Source organism: Pseudomonas sp. rhizo25 (genome assembly GCF_031931935.1).
Lineage (GTDB): Bacteria > Pseudomonadota > Gammaproteobacteria > Pseudomonadales > Pseudomonadaceae > Aquipseudomonas > Aquipseudomonas synxantha.
The window spans coordinates 26967-47788 of sequence record NZ_JAUJXA010000016.1 but is presented as its reverse complement, the minus strand read 5'-3'; the positions used below and the strand labels follow the sequence as shown (position 1 = coordinate 47788).

At 61.4% G+C, this 20822-nt stretch carries 18 protein-coding genes; 2 read left to right on the top strand and 16 right to left on the bottom strand.

What is annotated here, in order from left to right; translation table 11 throughout:
- Positions 1-57: 57 nt before the first annotated feature.
- From QZR30_RS24010 to QZR30_RS23935, 16 genes are all read right to left on the bottom strand, one after another.
- Positions 58-2190, bottom strand: coding sequence for a chemotaxis protein CheA (locus QZR30_RS24010; RefSeq protein WP_233518679.1), 2133 nt, complete (start codon positions 2188-2190; stop codon positions 58-60).
- Positions 2191-2194: 4 nt separating this feature from the next.
- The gene (locus QZR30_RS24005; protein WP_046072084.1) at positions 2195-2512 is read right to left on the bottom strand and encodes an STAS domain-containing protein; all 318 of its coding nucleotides are present in this window, start codon (positions 2510-2512) and stop codon (positions 2195-2197) included.
- A gap of 33 nt (positions 2513-2545) precedes the next feature.
- On the bottom strand, positions 2546-2914 hold the full coding sequence (locus QZR30_RS24000) for a response regulator (RefSeq protein WP_010563050.1): 369 nt from the start codon (positions 2912-2914) through the stop codon (positions 2546-2548).
- Positions 2915-2927: 13 nt separating this feature from the next.
- Complete coding sequence (locus QZR30_RS23995; RefSeq protein ID WP_059396864.1) at positions 2928-4061, bottom strand: methyl-accepting chemotaxis protein; 1134 nt, start codon at positions 4059-4061, stop codon at positions 2928-2930.
- Positions 4062-4275: 214 nt separating this feature from the next.
- Positions 4276-4905 (bottom strand): response regulator, encoded by a 630-nt coding sequence (locus tag QZR30_RS23990; RefSeq protein ID WP_046072083.1) that lies wholly within the window; start codon positions 4903-4905, stop codon positions 4276-4278.
- Entirely contained in the window at positions 4905-7823 is a 2919-nt protein-coding gene (locus tag QZR30_RS23985; protein WP_311904381.1) for a PAS domain-containing sensor histidine kinase, read from the bottom strand. Before QZR30_RS23985 ends, QZR30_RS23990 begins: the two co-directional genes overlap by 1 nt.
- 204 nt (positions 7824-8027) lie before the next feature.
- Complete coding sequence (locus tag QZR30_RS23980) at positions 8028-9107, bottom strand: protein-glutamate methylesterase/protein-glutamine glutaminase (protein WP_059396840.1); 1080 nt, start codon at positions 9105-9107, stop codon at positions 8028-8030.
- Entirely contained in the window at positions 9070-9603 is a 534-nt protein-coding gene (cheD, locus tag QZR30_RS23975; RefSeq protein ID WP_046072080.1) for a chemoreceptor glutamine deamidase CheD, read from the bottom strand. The genes QZR30_RS23980 and cheD overlap by 38 nt, the downstream gene beginning before the upstream one ends.
- Positions 9600-10409 carry a CheR family methyltransferase gene (locus tag QZR30_RS23970; RefSeq protein WP_056846049.1) on the bottom strand — a complete coding sequence of 270 codons (810 nt, stop codon included), beginning with the start codon at positions 10407-10409 and terminating at the stop codon, positions 9600-9602. Before QZR30_RS23970 ends, cheD begins: the two co-directional genes overlap by 4 nt.
- Positions 10410-10418: 9 nt before the next feature.
- Positions 10419-10955 (bottom strand): chemotaxis protein CheW, encoded by a 537-nt coding sequence (locus QZR30_RS23965; RefSeq protein ID WP_056846050.1) that lies wholly within the window; start codon positions 10953-10955, stop codon positions 10419-10421.
- Between the two features lie 35 nt (positions 10956-10990).
- Entirely contained in the window at positions 10991-12649 is a 1659-nt protein-coding gene (locus QZR30_RS23960; protein ID WP_046072077.1) for a methyl-accepting chemotaxis protein, read from the bottom strand.
- Between the two features lie 29 nt (positions 12650-12678).
- Positions 12679-14718 carry a chemotaxis protein CheA gene (locus QZR30_RS23955; RefSeq protein WP_311904376.1) on the bottom strand — a complete coding sequence of 680 codons (2040 nt, stop codon included), beginning with the start codon at positions 14716-14718 and terminating at the stop codon, positions 12679-12681.
- 42 nt (positions 14719-14760) lie between these two features.
- The gene (locus QZR30_RS23950; RefSeq protein ID WP_056846052.1) at positions 14761-15048 is read right to left on the bottom strand and encodes an STAS domain-containing protein; all 288 of its coding nucleotides are present in this window, start codon (positions 15046-15048) and stop codon (positions 14761-14763) included.
- 24 nt (positions 15049-15072) lie between these two features.
- A complete protein-coding gene (locus QZR30_RS23945) occupies positions 15073-15441 on the bottom strand; it encodes a response regulator (protein ID WP_010446480.1) in 369 nt (122 codons plus the stop codon).
- 9 nt (positions 15442-15450) lie between these two features.
- Positions 15451-16362 carry a methyl-accepting chemotaxis protein gene (locus QZR30_RS23940; RefSeq protein WP_411741031.1) on the bottom strand — a complete coding sequence of 304 codons (912 nt, stop codon included), beginning with the start codon at positions 16360-16362 and terminating at the stop codon, positions 15451-15453.
- A gap of 746 nt (positions 16363-17108) precedes the next feature.
- The gene (locus tag QZR30_RS23935) at positions 17109-18014 is read right to left on the bottom strand and encodes a LysR substrate-binding domain-containing protein (RefSeq protein WP_046072074.1); all 906 of its coding nucleotides are present in this window, start codon (positions 18012-18014) and stop codon (positions 17109-17111) included.
- A 118-nt stretch (positions 18015-18132) separates the two neighbouring features.
- Here QZR30_RS23935 and QZR30_RS23930 point away from each other — a divergent pair, with 118 nt between their 5' ends.
- Positions 18133-19521, top strand: coding sequence for an MFS transporter (locus tag QZR30_RS23930; RefSeq protein ID WP_068966903.1), 1389 nt, complete (start codon positions 18133-18135; stop codon positions 19519-19521).
- Positions 19518-20792 carry a glucarate dehydratase family protein gene (locus QZR30_RS23925; RefSeq protein ID WP_311904369.1) on the top strand — a complete coding sequence of 425 codons (1275 nt, stop codon included), beginning with the start codon at positions 19518-19520 and terminating at the stop codon, positions 20790-20792. The genes QZR30_RS23930 and QZR30_RS23925 overlap by 4 nt, the downstream gene beginning before the upstream one ends.
- The last annotated feature ends 30 nt before the right edge of the window (positions 20793-20822 follow it).

Genomic DNA, 20822 nt, shown 5'->3' with positions numbered 1-20822 from the left:
AAAATCAACAGCGTAATATTTTTGATAACGGTCATGGCGAGGAACTCCTGATGACGCTTATTGGATCGATAAAGGACGTGGGGTCGAACGGTTGGTGGCTTCCTTGGCAACGAGTCCTAACAGATTGGGAATATCCAGGATCAGGGCCACGGCCCCGCTTCCGAGGATGGTGAAACCACCCAATCCATGGGCCTCTCCGAAGACTTTGCCCAAGGGCTTGATCACGGTTTGAAACTCCCCCTGCAAGCGATCGACCACCAGGCCGGCACGCAAGCCGGCGTAGTGCACGACGACGACGTTTTCGCGGATGCCGCCCGGCTCTTGCACGGCAAACATGTCGCGCAGCCGCAAGATCGGCAGCACATCGCCGCGCAGGTCCAGGAAGCCGGATTCAGCCCCCTGCCCAGGCTCCAACTCGATGCACTCCTCCACCATGTTCAGCGGGATGACGTAAGAGGCCTTGCCCACACCGATCAGAAAGCCATCGATGATCGCCAGGGTAAGCGGCAAACGAATGCGTACCGTGGTGCCCTGCCCCTCTTCACTCTCAAGGCTCACGCTGCCGCGTAATGCAGTGATATTGCGCTTGACCACGTCCATGCCCACGCCGCGGCCGGACAGGTTGCTGACCTGGTCGGCGGTGGAGAAGCCTGGCTCGAAGATCAGGTTCAGGATGTCTTTGTCGGCCGGTACCTGGCCCTCCCCGACCAGGCCGCGCTCGCGGGCCTTGGCGAGGATCTTGTGCTTGGCCAGGCCACCGCCGTCGTCCGACACCTCGATCACGATGCTGCCGGATTCATGGTAGGCATTCAGGCGTACGGTGCCCTGGGCCGGTTTACCCCGCTGCAGGCGAGTCGACACCGCCTCAATGCCATGGTCCATGGCATTGCGCACCAAGTGCGTCAACGGGTCGCCAATGCGCTCGACGACCGTTTTGTCCAGTTCGGTTTCGCCACCGCCGATGCGCAGCACGATGTCCTTGCCCAACTCTTTGGACACATCCCGGACCACGCGCTGGAAGCGGGTGAAGGTCGCGCCGATCTGCACCATGCGCAAGGTCAGAGCCGAATCACGCACCTCCTCTACCAGCCGCGACAACAGGCTGGTCGCCTCGATCATCTCGCCAATCCCACTGCGCACCGCCACCAGGTTGGCGCCGGCACCGGCGATGATCAGCTCACCGACCAGATTGATCAGTTGGTCCAATTTGGCGGCATCGACTCGAATCAGGTTGCCTTCGTTATTGACCGCGCCTTTACCGGCCTTGGCCAGCGTGGCCTGTGAATCCTGCGCGACTTCAGGCGCGACGGCGGGCGTTGGCGCCTCATCTTGAATAACGAGTGCGGCCTGAGCCTCAGTCAAGCTGCCGCAACGTACCAACAGCTCCAGCAACACCGTATTGTCTTCCGGCAGCGCGTCGATGTGCGCGCGATACGCCTGGATATCGGCCTGGGGCGCCAGGATCAGCACCAGGGCGTCATCGCGGACAAAATCGAAGGCGCCGTCGATGACTTCCCGCGAAGCGTCGCTGACCAGCGCCAGTTCAAAGCCCAGGTAGTTGGTTTCCGGGTCCATCGACAGCAAAGGCGGCAATGCGTCGAACAGCGTGACGGTATGCGCCAAGTGCCCCAGGGTGCTCAGGTAACGCAGGAACGCCAGGGGGTCCATGCCATTGCGAAACATATCCGCACCAAAGCGCACGGACAGATGCCAGTGACCAGGCCCTTCGGCAGCCATCGGCGACTGGTCTTGAGCAACCGATGCAGGCAGCGCGCAGGGCGCTTGCAGATACATCGACAGGCGCTCAGCCAAGCGCTGGCCCTGAACCCGCAACGGTTCACCCAGGCGCTCAAGGTCGCCATCCTCGGCCAGCAGGTCGATCAGTTGGCCGATATGGTCGCGGGCGTCGAGAAACAACGCGCTCAAGGCTTCGTCCACCCTCACTTCCAGGCTGCGTACGCGATCCAGGACGCTCTCGGCGACGTGGGTGAACTCAACGATTGGCATCAGGCCGAACAGGCCGGCCGACCCCTTGATAGTGTGGGCCACGCGGAACAGGCCGTTGATGGTGTCCAGGTCGTGCGGCGACTGCTCGATCTGCAGCAGCGCATCTTCCATTTGCAACAGAAGCTCGCGACTCTCGGCAATGAACGTTTGCAGCACGTCATCCATGTTCATGGGCTGGGCCATTGGGTCATGCTCCAACCGATACAGTGAAAGAGGGATTGGCGAAGTAGTCGTCAAGGCCACTGAGCCGCAGGGCTTCGAGTACCGTCGCACTGGGGTTGCTCAGCACCAGCTGCGTGCCTTCCTTGAACGATTCGCGCTTGATCAGAATCAACAGTTGCAAACCGGCGCTGTCCAGTTCATCGACATTGGACAGGTCCAACTCGACCTCATGGGCCAGGGGAAACAACGACAACAACACGTCTTTTTGCTCGCTGGCCGTGTAGATCGTCAGGGGGCCTTCCATTACCTGGATTCGACGCAGCATCGGCACGGTGCTTTTCATGCAAACCTCCTGGCCAGCGCTCGCTGGTCATCGCTATGGCAGGATCAACTTGGAGACGGCGGTGAGCATTTGCGCAGGCTGGAAAGGCTTGACCATCCACGCCTTGGCACCGCTGGCCTGGCCTTGCTGTTTCATCGCATCACTGGCCTCGGTGGTCAGCATGATGACCGGGGTGAACTTGTAGGCCGGCAACAGCTTGGCGGCCTTGACGAAGCTCAAGCCGTCCATGTTGGGCATGTTCACGTCACTGACAATCAAGTGGATTTTGCGACCGTCCAGCTTGCTCAGCGCATCACGCCCATCACAGCCTTCGATCACGTCGTAACCCGCCCCCTTGAGGGTGATGCTCACCACCTGCCGGATGGAGGCCGAATCGTCGACGATCAGAATGGTTTTGCTCATCGGAAAAACTCCTCTAGAAAAAGGTGATTTCGCTGGCTTGCGCCTTGGCGTGCGCTTTGCCGCCGTGAATCGCGTGCTGCTCGGGCATGGTGTAGCCCGTTGCAAGTGTCTGCAGCCACTGGTCACCGCGCATCGGCATCAGGACGCCACCGCTGAGGCTCGCTTCCTGGCGCTCGCCTAACTGTTGCTGCAACTTGCCCAGGTCGCCGGTAATCAGCGTCAACATCTGGCTGACGCGATCCTGGAACTGCAGGGCGACCAGCACCTGGGCAATTTCGCCGGCGACATTGGCGTTCTGTTGCTGCAGGTCATGGCTGTTGCCCACGATGCTCTGGGCGGTACCGCGAAAATGATCGATGACCTGCGACACCACACGCTCCGAATCCGCGAGGGTCAGGGTGTCTTGTTCGGCGTGGTGACGGGACATTTGCACCGTACGGGCAATGGCCGCGTTGACGGTGTTGACGGTTTCACTGATCTTGCGCCCGGTCTCGCCGGACATGCTCGAGAGTTTGCGCACTTCATCGGCCACTACCGCGAAACCTCGCCCGGCCTCGCCGGCACGCGCCGCTTCGATGGCAGCGTTGAGCGCCAGCAGGTTGGTTTGACTGGCAATGTCTCCGACAAACTTGGCCATCTGCTGGAGTTGCTCAGTGAACCCGGACAGTTGCAGGACTTCCTTGAGTTCGTTCTCTTTATTGGACAGCGCGGCACGCAGCGCTACCACGATGGAGTTGAGGTCACGCTGGCCAACCTCCAATAAGTCGACCAGTTGCAGCGAGGCGTCTTGCGCCCCCTGGCTGGACACGCTGTGGCTGATGTCTGATGACAGCGTACTGAAGCGTTCGCTGAGCTTGAGGATCGAGGTTTCGCTGATCTCACGCGCCGCTTCGATCTGCCTGGACCAGATGGGCAATACATGGACGCAGACGTCTGCCAGGCCGTTATCGACAGCCACCACCGTCGCCGCAGTTGCTGGATCGTCAAGCTGCTGGCACAGGTGTTTGCAGTGTGCCTGGTGACGCCAGTGCACCAGGCAACTCAGGCCTGTGCACAGCACCAACAGTGCAACTCCTGCTATCAGGGCCCAGGCGCTGAAACCACCGCTGTAGGCAAGCGCACTGCCGCCGAGCAGGCCGGCAATCATCATCGGAACCAGGGTCAAGGCAGCTGAAGGGGTTGGGGCCTGTTCACTCACGGTGTGTCTCCCAGTCAAAGCCTTTCATCGCCGGTGAATCGGCTGTTCGAAGGCCTGGGAGCAATAATGGCCCAATGATGGCAACGCAACCATCAGAGCATCCCTATTCTGGGGTAGGGATAACGGCAAACCGGTTAGGAAAATCCCTACATGAGCGCGCGGATCACGAGATGCCCAAGGTCATGGCAAAGCGCACAATGTCTGCCGTCGAGCTGAACCCCATCTTTTCCATCAAGCGCGTCTTGTGGGTACTGACGGTCTTGTTGCTGATGACCAACTGTTCGGCAATCTGGTTGACACTCAGGCCGTGCGCCAGCAAGCGCAGAATCTGGAACTCTCGATCAGACAAGCTTTCGACGTAGGTCTGCTGTTTCAAACCGCTGCTTTGCAGCGCAATCTGCTCAGCCAGGCCCGGGTCCAGGTAACGTTGCCCACTGACCACCCGCCGCATGGCAGCCAGCAAAGTCTCGGGGTCGCGGTCCTTGGTGACGTACCCGAGCGCTCCAGCACGTAATGCGCGTTGGGCAATGTGGATTTCGTTATGCATGCTCAACACCAGAATCGGCAGGCTCGGGTACTGGGCGTGCAAACGGGCGATCAGGATCTCGCCGCTGATACCCGGCATGTTCATGTCCAGCAGCAGCAGGTCGATCTCGACCTGGCGCAACAGCTCGATCAGCTGCGTTCCACTCTCGGCTTCGGCCACCACTTGCACATCGGCCACCAGGCTAAAGAGCTGCTTGAGCCCTTCGCGCATGATGGTGTGGTCATCGGCGATCAGCATGCGAATCATCAATACGTATCCTTGTGCATCGGAATAAATGCCTGGACCGTAGTGCCCTGCCCGGGATGACTGAAAATAATGACTTTGCCGCCCAACATCAGGCCACGCTCACGCATGCCCGCCAGGCCCAGGGTCTGGCGCGTGAGCGCCTCCGGCTCGAAACCCTTGCCGTTGTCCTGCACCTCCAGCAGCCAATGGGTTTCCTGCGGGGTCAGGGTGACGCTGACCTGTGTCGCTTCGGCGTATCGCGCAACATTGGTCAGCGATTCCTGAACGATGCGAAACGCGGCGGTAATGTGTGTATCAGGCAGGACCAGGGGAATCGAAGGCAAGTGCAGCACACACGGAACCAGGGTCAGGGTGGAGAACTCGGTGGTCAGCCATTCCAGTCCCGAGACCAGCCCCAGGTTCAAGGCGGACGGTCGCAGGCTGGTGGAAACATTGCGCACCACCTGAATCGTCTTGTCGGTCAGCGCCAGCAAGCGTTCCACCTGAGGCGCGAGCTCCGGCGTGGTGGCGCCGAACTGAAACCGCAGTAACGAGATCCCCATGCGCAGTGCGGTGAGGTGCTGGCCCAATTCGTCGTGGACCTCCCTGGCAATCAGTTTGCGTTCCTCTTCCCGTGCCGTTTCCCGGCGGGTCGACAAATCGCGCAACTGCGCGTTGGAATTGGCCAGGCGCCGCTCCGCCGCACGCAGCTTGGAAATATCGCGCCCTACCGCCAGTACGCTGACCACTCGCTCACCATCCACCTCCGGAACAAAGTGGATCAGTACTACTTTGGGGGCCGCCTTCAAGACTGAGAGTCGAAACTCTTGCTCGGTTGCCTTGTTTTCACGAATCACCTGGGCCACCAATTCACGGAACAGCTGGGACTGGTGATTCAGGGGGGCCAACGCATCCATCGGCATGCCGATCAGCTTCGGCCAGGCGTCGCCGACCCAGGTCTTTAACCGCGCATTGACGTAGAGCACGTCACCTTGGGCACTCAACCGGGCGACGGCGTCCGGACTGTTTTCTACCAGTGTGTTGATGTCGTGCTGGCGCTCCAGCTCTTTGTGTCGGGCGCGGGTCAGCAAGGTGGTATCGCGACCGATCACCAGTATGCGCGAGCCCGTACGCCCAGAGTCAGCCACCGGTACCAGGGTAAAATGCAGGTTACGAACTTCGTTGAGCAGCAACATGCTCTCATCTGACTCAACCGTGCGACCGGCTGCCCTGCACTGCTCGCAAAGCCCCTGGAGTTTCTGCGCGCCCAACCGGCCGAATATCGACACCAGCGTCGCGCCGATCAGCGCCTCATGGGCTTTGCCCAGCGCGCGTGACAACGCCGGGTTGGCTTCGACACAAGACACATCGCCGGCCGATGTCACCTGCAACAGCAGCAGCATGTCCAGGTTATGGTCGAAAATATCCCGGTAACGGCGCTCGCGCTCGCGCAGTAACGACTCCGATTGCCAACGTTCAATTGCGATCGCGGCGATGTGACAGGTTTGCCGTACAGGCTGGATATCGCTCTCGTGCGTCACCGAACCGGGCGACCGGGACAATTCGAAAGCCCCCAGGATCTGGCCTTGTTTGTCCATGATCGGTTCGGACCAGCACGCCCGCGAGTTGCCTGCAATTGCCGAAGCTGGTCCCTGGTACTTCGCCAGGCCAGTGCCGTGCGGCTCTACCAGCTGTACGCGGCAAGACCGATGGGGCAAGGCCAATTGTAGATACCCCACGAGCAGTGCCAGCGTTTCCTCCAGGGAGGCACCCGTCGCCATTTTTTCGAAGATGCCCAAACGCGCATCTTCCAGCAGCTGTTGCCTGCGCAGTTCGGTAATGTCGTGGGCCAACGAGAGCACACCGACCACTTCGCCGGTGTTGCTGCGTTCGGCCATCAGGCTGACCGCACAACTCACGTAACCAAGACCGTTGGCGATGCTCCAGCTGTCGACGAATTGCGCGGTCTCGCCCGTTGCTACCACACGGCGCAACTGATTGAGGTAGTCACTGGCTTCCTCATCCGGGCTGACGCCTATCGCCGCGTCACACGTCTTGCCAGTCAAACGCAGATAGGCCGGGTTGACGTAGGTGCGTAACAGGTTGCGGTCGTAACGGACAATGATATTGGGGGAGTTTTCCGCCAGGGTGAGAAACTTGAGCTCGCTGCCCATCAATGTTTCGCGCAGCTGCCAATTCTCGGTGATGTCTTCCAGTTGAGACACGAAACAGGTCGGTTGCCCCTGGTCGTCACGGACCAAGCCCACGGTCAAGCGCACCCAGACCACGTGCCCGTCGCGGTGAATATAGCGCTTGTGCATTGTCGCTCCCGCCCTTGCACCGCACTTCAACTCTTCGATCAGCTGTTTGCCGACCTGCATGTCGTCGGGGTGGGTCAGCGCCATGAATGTGGTGCGTTGCAACTGCGCTTCGCTGTAGCCAAGCATCGTGCAGATGACACCATTGGCACGCAGCCAACGGCCCTCCAGTGACACCAGCGCCAAGCCGGTGCCGGAGGCGTCGAAAATCGACCTGAGCGGGATCTGCGCATAACTTTCGACCGCGGGTGGCGGCGTCGATGAAGCCTGGCGCGCAATCACTTCAACGATAAAATAAGCGTCGCGCCACAGCGTCAGGCAGACATCGAGCATGCCCTGCCCCGCGCCCTCCGCCGCAAAAAATGCGCGATTATTTGTCCCCGCTTTCTCCAGGGCGAGGTAAAAAAGCCAATGGTCCTCGGCACGCAAGAGTGAGACAAACTCGCAGCCGACAGCAGAAGAAACGCCGTCTTCAACCAGCAGGCTTGAAAACGCAGGGTTGCCCGTTACCACCCGTGCCGCTCGATCCAGCGCCGCAACCGCACCTGAAAGGCAGCCGAGCACACTCTCGAGGGTGCGCGCCTCTTCCTCGTCAGCCATAACCTGTGCGTGGCGATTCATGTTCCCTATACCTCGGATGTGCAAAACACTTGGCAATAGCGGGATGGGTTTCAAGACAGTTAAACGTCTTGAAAACCTTAAACAGCGCAAAGAATCGAAAGGCGTATCGCCCCACACAAGTACTCTTGAGTACGTCAGGCCGTGCAGTCAACAGCCCTAATTACACCCTGCACGCGCCCACCTTATTGACCCAGATCAATAGGTTCACTTATGCAAAATCGCCCGATGAATATCTTCCAGCGCCATGACCCGCTGGGCAGCGTTGAGCTTGATCGCTTCCTTGGGCATGCCGAACACCACGCAACTGGCCTCGTCCTGGGCCACCGTGGCGGCGCCGGCGTCGAGCATCTCCTTGAGCCCGCGCGCGCCGTCGTCGCCCATGCCGGTCATGATGATGCCCGTGGCGTTCTTGCCGGCGAACTTGGCCACCGAACGAAACAGCACGTCCACTGACGGCCGATGCCGGTTGACCAGCGGGCCGTCGATAACCTGGGCGTGGTAGTAGGCACCGCTGCGGGTGACCATCAGGTGCTTGCCGCCAGGGGCGATCAGGGCCAGGCCAGGCAGGATGCGGTCATTGTTGCGTGCTTCGCGCACCTCGATCTCGCAGACGCTGTTCAGACGCTCGGCAAACGAGGCGGTGAATTTTTCCGGCATGTGCTGCACGATCACCATGCCCGGGCACACCCGCGGCAGCGCCGTCAACACCGCCTCCAACGCTTGGGTGCCGCCGGTGGAGGTGCCGATGGCGACGATACGTTCGGTGGTCTGCGCCATGGCATGGCCGTTGGCGGCGGGCAGGATCGCATCCGCACTGAGCTTGCTGGCCGGGGCCAATGGCGACGGGCTGACGCTGCGCTTGCCCAGGTTCCTGACGTTGGAGTTCGCTGCGGCACGGATCGCTGTCACCAATTCGGCCGCCGATTCGATCAGGAAGTTCTTCAAGCCGGTGGTCGGCTTGGTGATGATTTCCACGGCGCCCGCTGCCAGCGCTTGCAGGGAGGTTTCCGCGCCTTTCTGGGTCAGCGACGAGCAGATCACCACCGGTGTCGGCCGTTCGCTCATGATTTTCTTGAGAAAGGTGATGCCGTCCATGCGCGGCATCTCCACATCCAACACGATCACATCCGGCCATTCCCGGGTGAGTTTGTCCATGGCGAAAATCGGGTCGGAGGCGGCACCCATGACGTGGATATCCGGCGTGTCGGCGAGAATCGCCAGCAGTACCTGGCGCACCACGGCCGAGTCATCGACCAGCAGCACACTGATTTTTTTGGTAGGCATCTTGTTGAAGTGTTCCCATTGGTTGGTGCCGGACCCAGACGTTGCCGTTCCACAGGTCGAACATGACCGTGCGGTAACCGGTACTGCCCATGTCCTGGGCCGTCAGGTGCAGGTGATAGCGCTCGGCGAGGGCCAGCGCTGCGCGAATATTCAGGCTGGCCACGTCCTGGGTCGGCAAGCGGCGCGGCTGATCGGGAAACATCTCGCCGCCGCCGAACAACTTGACCTGGTAATCCCGTGCATGGGTGCCATTGACCTGGGCGTGGCGCAGCAACAATTCCATGGCTTCGTCGCCATAGCGGCCGTCGAGAGGCTGATGATCGCGCAGGCGTGCCGGCAGCATGAAGTGACACATGCCGCCGATCCGCCGTTGCGGGTGCCAAAAGGTGATCGCCACGCAGGAACCGAGCAAGGTGCGCAGGCGCGTCGGCCGCGTCGCAAAGCTGACCTGGCCAGGCGCTAACACCACTTCGTTCGCATCGACTGGTTTTTTCATGGCTTGCGGTAAATCGACGGCGCCACCAGCTTCAAGGTGTCGTTTACACCGTTGAGGCTTTCCGAGTGGCTGATGATGAAATAACCGCCGGGCTTGAGCAGCGGCAGCAGACGCGCGACCACCTGGCTCTTGGTCTGCTGGTCGAAATAGATCATCACGTTGCGCAGGAAGATCACCTCGAACTCGCCCAGGGCCGGCAGCGCTTCATTAAGGTTGACCTGGACAAAATTGACCCGGCTACGCAAGGCCTTGTCGATCAGGAAGGTGCCCTCCTGGCGGCCAATACCCTTGAGGCAGTACTTGCTCAGCAACGGCTGGGGCAGCGTCCCGGCGCGCTCCATGGCGTAATGGCCGTTGCGCGCCTTGGCCAGCACCTGGGTGCTGATGTCCGAGCCGATCACTTCCCAGGGGGTGGTGCCCAGGCTCTCGGCCAGGGTCATCGCCAGGCTGTAGGGTTCTTCGCCCGATGAACTGGCCGCGCTCCACACGCGAAAGACCTTGCCCGGCGCCGCCTTGGGCAGCACCTGCTGGCGCAGGAAGTCGAAGTGCTTGGGTTCGCGGAAAAAATAGGTTTCGTTGGTGGTGAGCAAATCCAGCGCAACCTGCAGTTCGCCCTTGCGCTGGTCATTCATGATCAGCTTGAAGTATTCACCATAGCTGTGCAGCTCATAGTGCTTGAGGCGCTTGAACAGGCGCCCGGCCACCAGGGCCTTCTTGGCCGGTGACAGGTTGATGCCGGCCGCACGGTACAGCCAGCTCTGGAACTGGCCGAATTCACGATCGTCGATGGAAGCGGTATCTGGCATGGTCGGCACTCAACGCGGATCGAGGTCGAGGGGTGCTTGGCCGCCCTCGGCAAGGCTGGACATCTCATCGATAGACAGCACCTTGTCCACCTCCAGCACGATCACGAACTTGCCGTCGACCTTGGCCATGCCACCGATGAAGTCGGCGCGAATCCGCGCCCCGAAGCTGGGCGGTGGCTCGATCTGCGCGGCCGGGATCTCCTGCACCGCCGACACGGTGTCGACCAGCAAGCCGATATCCTGTGGCCTGCCCTCTTCGCTACTCGCCTCGATGATGATCACGCAGGAGCGCCGGGTGATCGCCGAATTGGCCCGCCCAAAGCGCGCCGACAAGTCCACCACCGGCACCACCGCGCCGCGCAGGTTGATCACCCCACGCACGAACGCCGGCATCATCGGCACCACAGTCAGGCTGCCGTATTCAATAATCTCCTTGATCCCCAGAATGGCGATAGCGAACATTTCGCCGCCAAGCATGAAGGTCAGGTATTGCGCATCCTCATCCACCGCAAACGCGGTATGCCGAGTCGTCATCACTGCGCCCATGTCACTCTCCTTGTAGGCCCGCATCGATCGTGGGATCAGAAGCGGGTGAATTCCGATTCATCCGGGGCGCTGGCCAGGCTGTAGGCGAAGGCCTTGCGCGGTGCCTGTGGTTTCGGCCGCGGAGGCTGACGGTTGGGCTTGCTGCCGGGGCTGTCGACGCTGTTGTCTTGAACCGCGGCCCTGGGGGTTGAATCCAGCACGAAGAAGCTCATGGCCTGTTGCAGTTGCTCGGCCTGGCTGCTCATCTCTTCGGCCGTGGCCGCCAGCTCCTCGCTGCTCGAAGCATTTTGTTGGGTCACCTGGTTGAGCTGGGTCATGGCCGTGTTGATCTGCCCGACACCCGCGGCCTGTTCTTCGGAGGCGGCGCTGATTTCCTGCACAAGGTCGGAGGTCTTGTTGATGGAGGGCACCATTTCGTCGAGCAGCTTGCCGGCCTTCTCAGCCATGTCCACGCTGCTGGAGGACAGCTCGCCGATTTCCTGGGCGGCGACCTGGCTGCGTTCGGCCAGCTTGCGCACTTCGGCGGCCACCACGGCAAAGCCCTTGCCATGCTCGCCAGCCCGAGCGGCCTCGATGGCGGCATTGAGGGCAAGCAGGTTGGTCTGGTAGGCAATGTCATCGATGATGCTGATGCGCTGGGCGATTTTCTTCATCGCCACCACGGTCTGCTGTACTGACTCACCGCCTTCGGTGGCCTCCTTGGCAGCCTTGCTGGCCATGCCATCGGTGACCTTGGCGTTTTCGGTGTTCTGGTTGATGCTGGCGCTCATCTGCTCCACCGAGGCGCTGGTTTCCTCGACGCTGGCGGCCTGTTCACTGGTGGCCTGGCTCATCGATTGCGCGGTGGCACTGACCTGCTCGGAGGCGCTGGCGAGGTTATCGGCGGCGTTGCGCACTTCGCCGATGATATGCGCCAGCTTGCCGACCATATTGCGCATGGCGTTGAGCACCATGCCGGTTTCATCTTTGGCACCCGGCTCGATGTGGGCGTTGAGGTTGCCTTCGGCCAATTGCTCGGCGGCGGTTGCGGCTTGGCGCAGTGGGCGGGAAATGATGCGGGCGATGAATACCGCCAGGCCCAGGCCGATCAGCAAGGCCGCGACCAGTACCGCGATGATCGACAGGCGTGCGTTTTCATACAACGCCGAGCCCTTATCACCCGCGACCGTTGCACCGACATCATTGAGCTCGATCATTTTCTGCAGGCGGCTGGTCACCTCATCGAAATGCCCCTTGGACTCCCCTCTGAGCAAACCGCGCGCCTGGACTTCCTGGTTCTGCCGGGAAAACTCGAGCAATTGCTTGCTGCTCGCCAGGTACGCGTCCCACGCGCTTTTCACGCTAGCCAGCAGTTGGCGATCTTCATCGTTCGACAGCAACTGCTCATAGGTGCCCATGCGGGTTTCGAACTGTTGGCGCGCGTCGGCGGCTTCACGTTCGGCCTGGGCCTTTTCCTCGGCGATCTCGGTCGCGAGGTGGCGGTTTTCCTTCAAGCGATAGTTGGCGGCAAAAAAACGCATGCCTGCCGCTGCGCGCATGGAAGGCATCCAGTTGCCCTTGATGTCCTGGGCTGCCTGGTTGACGGCGCCGAGCTGGTGGATGGCGAAGCCACCCATGGCCGCAGTGAGCGCCAGGACCACCAGGAATGAGCTGATCAACTTGGTGGAAATCTTGAGATCGTAGAACCATTTCATCGGGGAACCTCCATGGAATTGCAAAAACATCAGCGAGCGACGACCGGCGGCGATTGAGGCGCCTGGGGCGTGCGGGCTTCCAGTTGTACGATTTGGTTGAGCAGTGCCGGTACATCGAGGATCAGGGCCACCGCGCCGCTGCCCAATATGGTCGAGCCGCTGATGCCGCGCAGTGCGCCGAACAGCTTGCCCAGCGGTTTGATCACGGTCTGGAACTCGCCGAGCAGGTCATCCACCACCAGCCCGGCCTTGTGTTCGGCATAGCGCACCACCACCACGTTCTGGCGCCGTGAAGCGGGCCCTTCGTGGCTGAAGTGTTCGCGCAGGTCCACCAGCGGCAACACCTCGCCACGCAGGTCCAGATAGCCGTTGTCGCGGCTGGACTGGCGCTGGCGCTCATCCAGTTCAATGCATTCCTGGACCATGTCCAAGGGGATCACATAGGTGGACTGGTCAATGGCGACCAAAAACCCATTGATGATCGCCAGGGTCAGCGGCAAGCGAATGCGCACCACGGTGCCTTCGCCGGGGCGGCTGTCCAGGTCGACGGTGCCGCGCAACAAGGTGATATTGCGCTTGACCACGTCCATGCCGACGCCGCGCCCGGACAGGTTGGTCACCGCCTCGGCGGTGGAGAACCCCGCTTCGAAGATCAGGTTGTAAATCTCTTGGTCGGTCAACACCGCACCGCTGGCCACCAGCCCGCGTTCCTGGGCTTTTTGCAGGATGCGCTCGCGGTTGAGCCCGGCGCCGTCGTCGGCGATTTCAATGACGATGCTCCCGGAGTCATGGTAGGCATTGAGGCTCAGGTGGCCCTTGCCCGGCTTGCCCGCCGCCTGCCGCGCATCGGCGCTTTCGATACCGTGGTCCATGGCATTGCGCAGCAGGTGCATCAGTGGGTCGCCGATTTTCTCGACCACGGTCTTGTCCAGTTCGGTTTCCGCGCCACTGATGATCAGTTCGATGTCCTTGCCCAGTTCCTGGCTGATATCGCGCACCACTCGGCGAAAGCGGTTGAACGTGTCACCAATGGGGATCATGCGCAGGTGCAGGGCGCCATCGAGGATCTCCTCCACCAGCGCCGATACCGTCGAGGTCGCCTCTTGCAGGGGGTCGTTGTCACAGGAGCGGGCCAACAGGCTTGAGCCGGCACTGGCGATCACCAGTTCGCCGACCAGGTTGATCAGCTCGTCGAGCTTGTCGGCGTTGACCCGCACGTAATTGCCGTCACGGGGTTTCGTCTCGGTGGCTGGCGCAGAACGCTGCGGTGTCGCCGCCACGACGCCCTGCTCTGCCTGGGCGACACGGTCGCCGGCAACGACCGCAGTGCTTTCAGGCGCTTCGTCGACGGCACGGATGTGCACCTCGCAATCGTCACGCACAAAGTCGAACACTTCGTTGAGAGTGGCGTGACTGGCCGTCGAACGCAGGCCGATTTCGAACCCCAGGTAGCAGCTTTCCGGGTCCCAGCGGTCTATGGGCGGGATGCTGTCGGTCAGGGTGGTGACCTGCAGCACCTGCCCCAAGGTCTCGAGGTAGCGCAAAAATGACAGCGGGTCCATGCCATTACGGAACACGTCCACGCCGAAGCGCAGGGAGATGTGCCAGAGCACTTCGACCGCCGTGTCGTCGGCCACCTCAGCGGTTTCAACGCTGGCAGTGACGGTTCGCATCGGCTGATAGGCACTCAGCGCCTCGCGCAACGCCTCACCGCGCTCCAGAACGGCAGGCGTCGGCGTCTCACCGCGGTTGGCGACCACTTCGACCAGTTCGAGCATGTGGTCGCCGCATTTGAGCAGCAGAGCGATCAATGCGGCGTCCACCACCACATTGCCTTCGCGCAGGCGGTCAAGCACGTCTTCGACGATATGCGTGAACCCCACGATCGACGCCAGACCGAAAAGACCCGCCGAACCCTTGATGGTGTGCGCGGCGCGGAAAATCGCGCCGATGGCGTCCTGGTCGCCGGGCTCGCTTTCCAATTGCAGCAGGGATTGCTCCATGGCCTGCAACAGCTCGCGTGCCTCAACGATGAATGTCTGCTGTGCCTGATCGAGATTGATGCTCACCTGGACTGTCCTTGTCGATCAAAAAAACATGGGAAGTGGCGACTACAAGCCTGCGCTACGGCACAGTTGCAGTGCGTGCATGACCGCCTGGCTCTGGCCGGTCACACTCAACGCTGTACCGGCAACGCCCGCCTCACGCTGGACAACTGCAAGCAACTGCAAACCGGCGCCATCCATTTCCGTGACCTGTGACAGGTCCAGCTCCAGGCGCGGCGTGACGCCCATCTGCGGCAGCAGCGCAGCCGCCAGTTCCGCCACGGTGTAGATCGTCAGCTCGCCGTCAATGCGCACGCAGGTGGTGCCGTCGAGTGTTTCAGTACTGATTGGCATGGCAGCCTCCCTGGCGCCAGAGGATCAAGGCAGGATCAGCTTGGAAACGGCTGCGAGCATTTGCGCCGGCTGGAACGGCTTGACCACCCAGGCCTTGGCGCCGGCGGCCTGGCCCTCGGCCTTCTTCGATTCCTGGGACTCGGTGGTCAGCATGATGATAGGCGTGAACTTGTAATTGGCCAGCTTCTTGACCTCCTTGACGAAGGTGATGCCGTCCATGTTGGGCATGTTCACGTCGCTGATGATCAGGTGGACTTTCTGCCCGGTGAGCTTGCTCAGGGCATCCTTGCCGTCGCTGGCCTCGATCACGTCGTAGCCGGCGCTTTTCAAGGCAATGCCGACCACTTGTCGTACGCTGCTGGAGTCGTCGACCACTAATACATTCTTCGCCATGGTGTACTCCTAAAAAAAGGTGATGTCTTGGGAATTCGGCTGTGCGGCGGCCACTCCGTGATGGAGGCGCCGTTGCTCGTCGGTGGCATAGGTGGCTTCCATGCGCGCCAGCCACTGCCGGGCGTCGACGCCCACCGCTTGGTCCGGCGCCTGGCTGGCTTGCAGGAGGTGGTCGTGCAAGGCGTGCATGTTGTCGCGCACGTGGCTGAGGATCTGGCTGACGCGGTCCTGGAATTGCAGGCTGACCAGCACTTCGGTCATCTCATCGCGGATGCCGTAGCTTTCCTGCTTGAGCAGGTCGGCGGATTCGGCCAGGCGCCCGGTGATGTTCTGGAAGCGCTCGAGCACCTTTTGAATACTGTTTTCGGACTCGGCCACCGAGTGGCTGTCCTCGTCGGCACTGCTGGACGCGGCCTGCACCAATTGCGTGATGGCGTTATTGATGATGTCGACCTTGGCCGACATCTGCTGGCCGGTTTCACTGGATTTGTTCGACAGGCTGCGCACCGCATCGGCCACCACCGCAAAGCCGCGTCCGGCCTCACCGGCACGCGCCGCCTCGATGGCGGCGTTGAGGGCCAGCAGGTTGGTTTGCGCGGCAATCGCCGCCACGTCGGCGGCCATGGCGCGCAGTTCCTTGGTATAGGCAGTGAGGCTGCGGACCTGGACCAGGGTCTGGTCACGGCTGGTCTGTGTGGCCTTGAGCGAATTGATCACCTGGCTCAGCTCGCTGTCGCTGCGCGCCAGTACCTCGAGCGCGCCGTCGGCCGACTGCCCATCCAGTTCGCCGGCAGCCTGCTGCGAGGCCTGTACCGTTTCCTGCAATCGTGCGGCGATCCCGGTGAAACGGTTGGCCAGGCTCACAATCGCTTCTTCGGTCTGGTGCCGCGAGCTTTCCACCTGCTTGGCCCAGATCGGCATGGCGCCGAGCAGCACTTCATCGAGCTGTGCGCGAGAAGCCATGCCGTGGTGCGCTGCGTCCACCGCCGACTGATCCGCCTGCGCCCGCGCGGTCGCAAGCAGCACAGCGTTGCGTTGCGAATGTGTGCTCCAGGCACAAGCACCCAAGCCCGTCAGCACCAGTACCGCGCAGGCCAGCAGATTGGCCGAGGAAGCTGATTGCACCAGCAGCCACACGACAGCAGGCACGACCGGTATAAGGGCAAACCAGCAAAAACGCGGATAACCAGGAAGGGAAATGCAGCCGGATTGACGCTGGGTCATGAGTTCGATCCTTGAACAGTGTTGCGGATATAGGGGGTATCTGCCCAGTACCTCGCAACTTTAGGATTCTGATGTGCCTTCCGTCTGTTTTATGACCATCAGGTGACGGACCCGGGTGCCTGGCCCCCCGGGGGCATGGGTATCTACACAACTTTGGCGTGGCCCTGAACCTGCTCCCGCGACGGCCTGGTGGACGACGGGTATCCAACTGATGCCGAGCGGTGCAAATGTGGGAGGGGGCTTGCTCCCGATGGCGGCCTGGCAGCCAACCACCCAAATCCCTGTCGAATTCCGGCCAGCGTGGTTTGACGGGGCGCCTGAGATCAAAAGCAGATCAAGATCAAGAGCGGCTCGCTTCGCATCGTGGTTACTGACGGCGCTACGTCAGAGTTGTGTAGATAACCATGCCCCAGGGTGCACGGCTTTCGCCAAGACCAGGCCCCTCACCCTCCTCCCCACCCCTCGCGTACCGCGTGCCGAATCCCTTCCAGCAGCATCGCGAACGCCGGGTTGTCGTTGTTCTCGCGCCAGATCAGATGAAGCTCGCTTTGTACGCCTTCGCCCAGGTCGATATCGCGGAACACCACGTTCTTGAACACTACGCTGGTGGCGCAACGGGGCACCAGCGCCAGGCCCATGGCGGCGTTAACCAGGGCGAGGATGGTCAGGGACGAGCCGAGCCACTGCACATAATCTGGGGCGACGCGGGCAGAGCGCAGCATGCCGGTCAGCAGTTCGTTGAACGGCGGATAGGCGGCGTGGGAATACATCAGGAACGGCTGACCGTCGAGGTCCTTGACCGATACGGTTTTGGCATCAGCCAGTGGATGGGTGTTGGGGACGGCCAGCACAAAGGGCTCGCGGACCAGGCATTCGGTGGCGTAACCGGGTTCCAGCAACGGCGCGCGGGCAATGCCCAGGTCGATACGTCGAGCGCGCAAGGCCTCGTGCTGCTGGTAGGTGTTCATTTCCGATAGGTCGATTCGCACGTGGGGCTGGGTGATGCGTGTCTCGGCTATGACCTTGGGCAGGAACTCGTACACCGCGCTGCCGACGAAGCCGATATTCACCGAGCCGATGTCGCCCTGGGCAAAACGCCGGGCGGTCACTGCGGCCTGCTGGGCGCGCTCGAGCAGGTTCTGCGCCTCGATGAAAAACGCCCGGCCGGCCGCGGTAAGGGCGACGTTACGGGTGTTGCGGGTGAACAGCTCGACGCCCAAGTGATGCTCCAGCAACTGGATCTGCCGGCTGAGCGGTGGCTGGGTCATGTTCAGCCGTTCGGCGGCGCGGCGGAAATTCAGTTCAGTGGCGACGGTGGTGAAACAGCGCAGATGGCTCAGCTCGAACATTGATCTAATCCAGGTATCAATCGAATGCCAAGTTAGATTAGACGGGATCAATACCCGCGTCCATGATCGACCTACGTCACCAGCAATCCCCCAAAAAAACAATATCGGGAGTCGCTCATTGAATACCCTGCAGAGTCCACCAGACCCGAACGTGCTTGCCCGGGCTGCCGCCAAGGTCAAGCGCCACGTCCTGCCGTTATTCGTGATCATGTTCATCGTCAACTACATCGACCGGGTCAATATCGGCTTTGTGCGCAGCCATATGGAAACCGACCTGGGCATCGGCGCTGCCGCCTATGGCCTGGGCGCGGGGCTATTCTTCGTCGGTTATGCGATCTTCGAAGTGCCCTCCAATCTGCTGCTGCAACGCTACGGCGCCCGCGCCTGGCTGACGCGCATCATGTTCACCTGGGGCACCGCCGCGATGGCCATGGCCTTCGTCCAGGGCGAAACCAGCTTCTATGTGCTGCGCTTTGTCCTCGGCGCCGCGGAAGCCGGCTTCTTTCCCGGCATCATTTACTATTTCACCCAATGGCTGCCCTCGACCGAACGCGGCAAGGCCATGGCGATTTTCCTCAGTGGCTCGGCCATCGCCTCGGTGATCTCCGGCCCGGTGTCCGGCGCGTTGCTGCACATCGATGGCTTGAACCTGCACGGCTGGCAGTGGATGTTCCTGGTCGAGGGCTTTGCGTCCATCGCCCTCTGCGGTTTCGTCTGGTTCTGGCTGCAATCCCACCCACGGGAGGCCAAGTGGCTCAGCGAAGAAGAAAAAGCCGCACTGATCGCCGCCATCGACCAGGAGCAGCGGGCCCGGGAAGCCACGCAGACGGTCAAGCCCTCGATGTTCAAGTTGCTGGCCGACAAACAGATCGCGCTGTTCTGCTTCATCTACTTTTCCATTGCCCTGACCATCTACGGCGCCACGTTCTGGCTGCCGAGCATGATCAAGAAGATGGGCAATCTGGGTGACTTCCAGGTCGGGCTGTTCAACTCGATCCCATGGATCATCTCCATCGTCGCCATGTACGGCTTCGCTGCCATGGCCAGCAGGTGGAAATTCCAGCAGGCATGGGTCGCGCTGACGCTGTTGATCGCCTCGTTCGGCATGTTCATGTCCACCTTCGGCGGGCCGGTCTTCGCCTTCGTCGCCATCTGTTTCGCCGCGATCGGCTTCAAGGCCGCCTCGGCGCTGTTCTGGCCAATTCCGCAAGGCTACCTGGATGCGCGCATCGCGGCGGCGGTGATCGCCCTGATCAACTCCATCGGCAACCTCGGCGGCTTCGTGGCCCCGACCACGTTCGGCTTGCTGGAGCAGACCACCGGGTCCATCGAGGGCGGGCTGTACGGTTTGGCCGGCGTTTCGCTGGTGGCTGCCGTGGTGATCTTTTTTGCCCGAACCGCGCCGCGTGGCGACGTTCCGAACACGCCGTGCAAAGACACTGCGCCAAAGAAGCCGCCGATGAGTCACCCAGCCCTGAAAACTGATGCAACGGGAGCAGCCTCTTGAAAATCACTCGCGTCACCGTCACCCCCATCGCCTTCCGTGATCCGCCTTTGCTCAATGCCAGCGGCATTCACGAACCCTTTGCCCTGCGCTCGATCATCGAAATCGAAAGCGACACCGGCTACATCGGCCTCGGTGAATGCTACGGCGATGCACCGGCGCTGGCGATCCAGCAGCAGTTGCAAAGTCAGCTGATCGGCCTTGACCCGTTCAATCTCAATCAACTGCGGGCCATTGTCCAAGCCACGGTGGCGGCGAACAAATCGCCGACCCTGGCCGGCGCCGAACTGGCGCCGGGCTCCCACGCGAGCAAAGCGGTGAGCAATGCCTATTCGGCGTTCGAAGTGGCGTTCCTCGACTTGCAGGCGCACGCCCTGAACCTACCCTTGGTGGATCTGCTGGGCGGGGCGATACGCGACGAGATTCCGTTCAGCGCTTATTTGTTCTTCAAATATGCGCAACACGTGGATTCACCCTACAAGCCGGACAGCTGGGGCGAGGCGCTGAACGAAGAGCAGATCGTTGCCCAGGCGCGGCGGATGATCGAGGCCTATGGCTTCAAGAGCATCAAGCTCAAGGCCGGTACCTTGCCACCGGAGCATGAAGTGGCGTGCATCAAGGCCTTGAAAAGGGCGTTTCCCGGCTATCCGCTGCGCATCGATCCGAATGGTAACTGGTCGCTGGAAACCTCGATCCGCATGGCCGAACTGCTCGGTGATGACCTGCAATATTACGAAGACCCGACACCGGGCTTGGAGGGCATGGCCCAGTTGCATAAACGCACCGGCCTGTCACTGGCGACCAACATGGTGGTGACCGATTTCGAAGAGTTGCGCCGCAGCGTGGCGCAAGACAGCGTGCAGATCGTCCTCGCCGACCACCACTACTGGGGCGGCCTGCGCGACACCCAAGTGCTGGCAAAAATGTGCGAGGTCTTTGGCCTGGGGGTGTCCATGCATTCCAATTCGCACCTGGGTATCAGCCTGATGGCCATGGCCCACGTCGCCGCCTCGGTGCCCAACCTCGATTACGCCTGCGACACCCACTACCCCTGGCAGGAGCCGGACGAAGAAGTGATCAAGGGCGGCAAGGTGCCGATTGTCGACGGCTGCGTGAAAATTACCCGGGCCCCGGGGCTGGGCCTGGAGCTGGACCACGATCAGCTCGGCAAGCTGCATGATCAATACCTGACCTGTGGCATTCGCCAGCGCGACGATGTGCGGCAGATGCAGCGTTATGACCCGACGTGGAAGGCGGTCAAGCCGAGGTTTTGATTAGAGGAGTCTGATGAGCATGTAGCAACC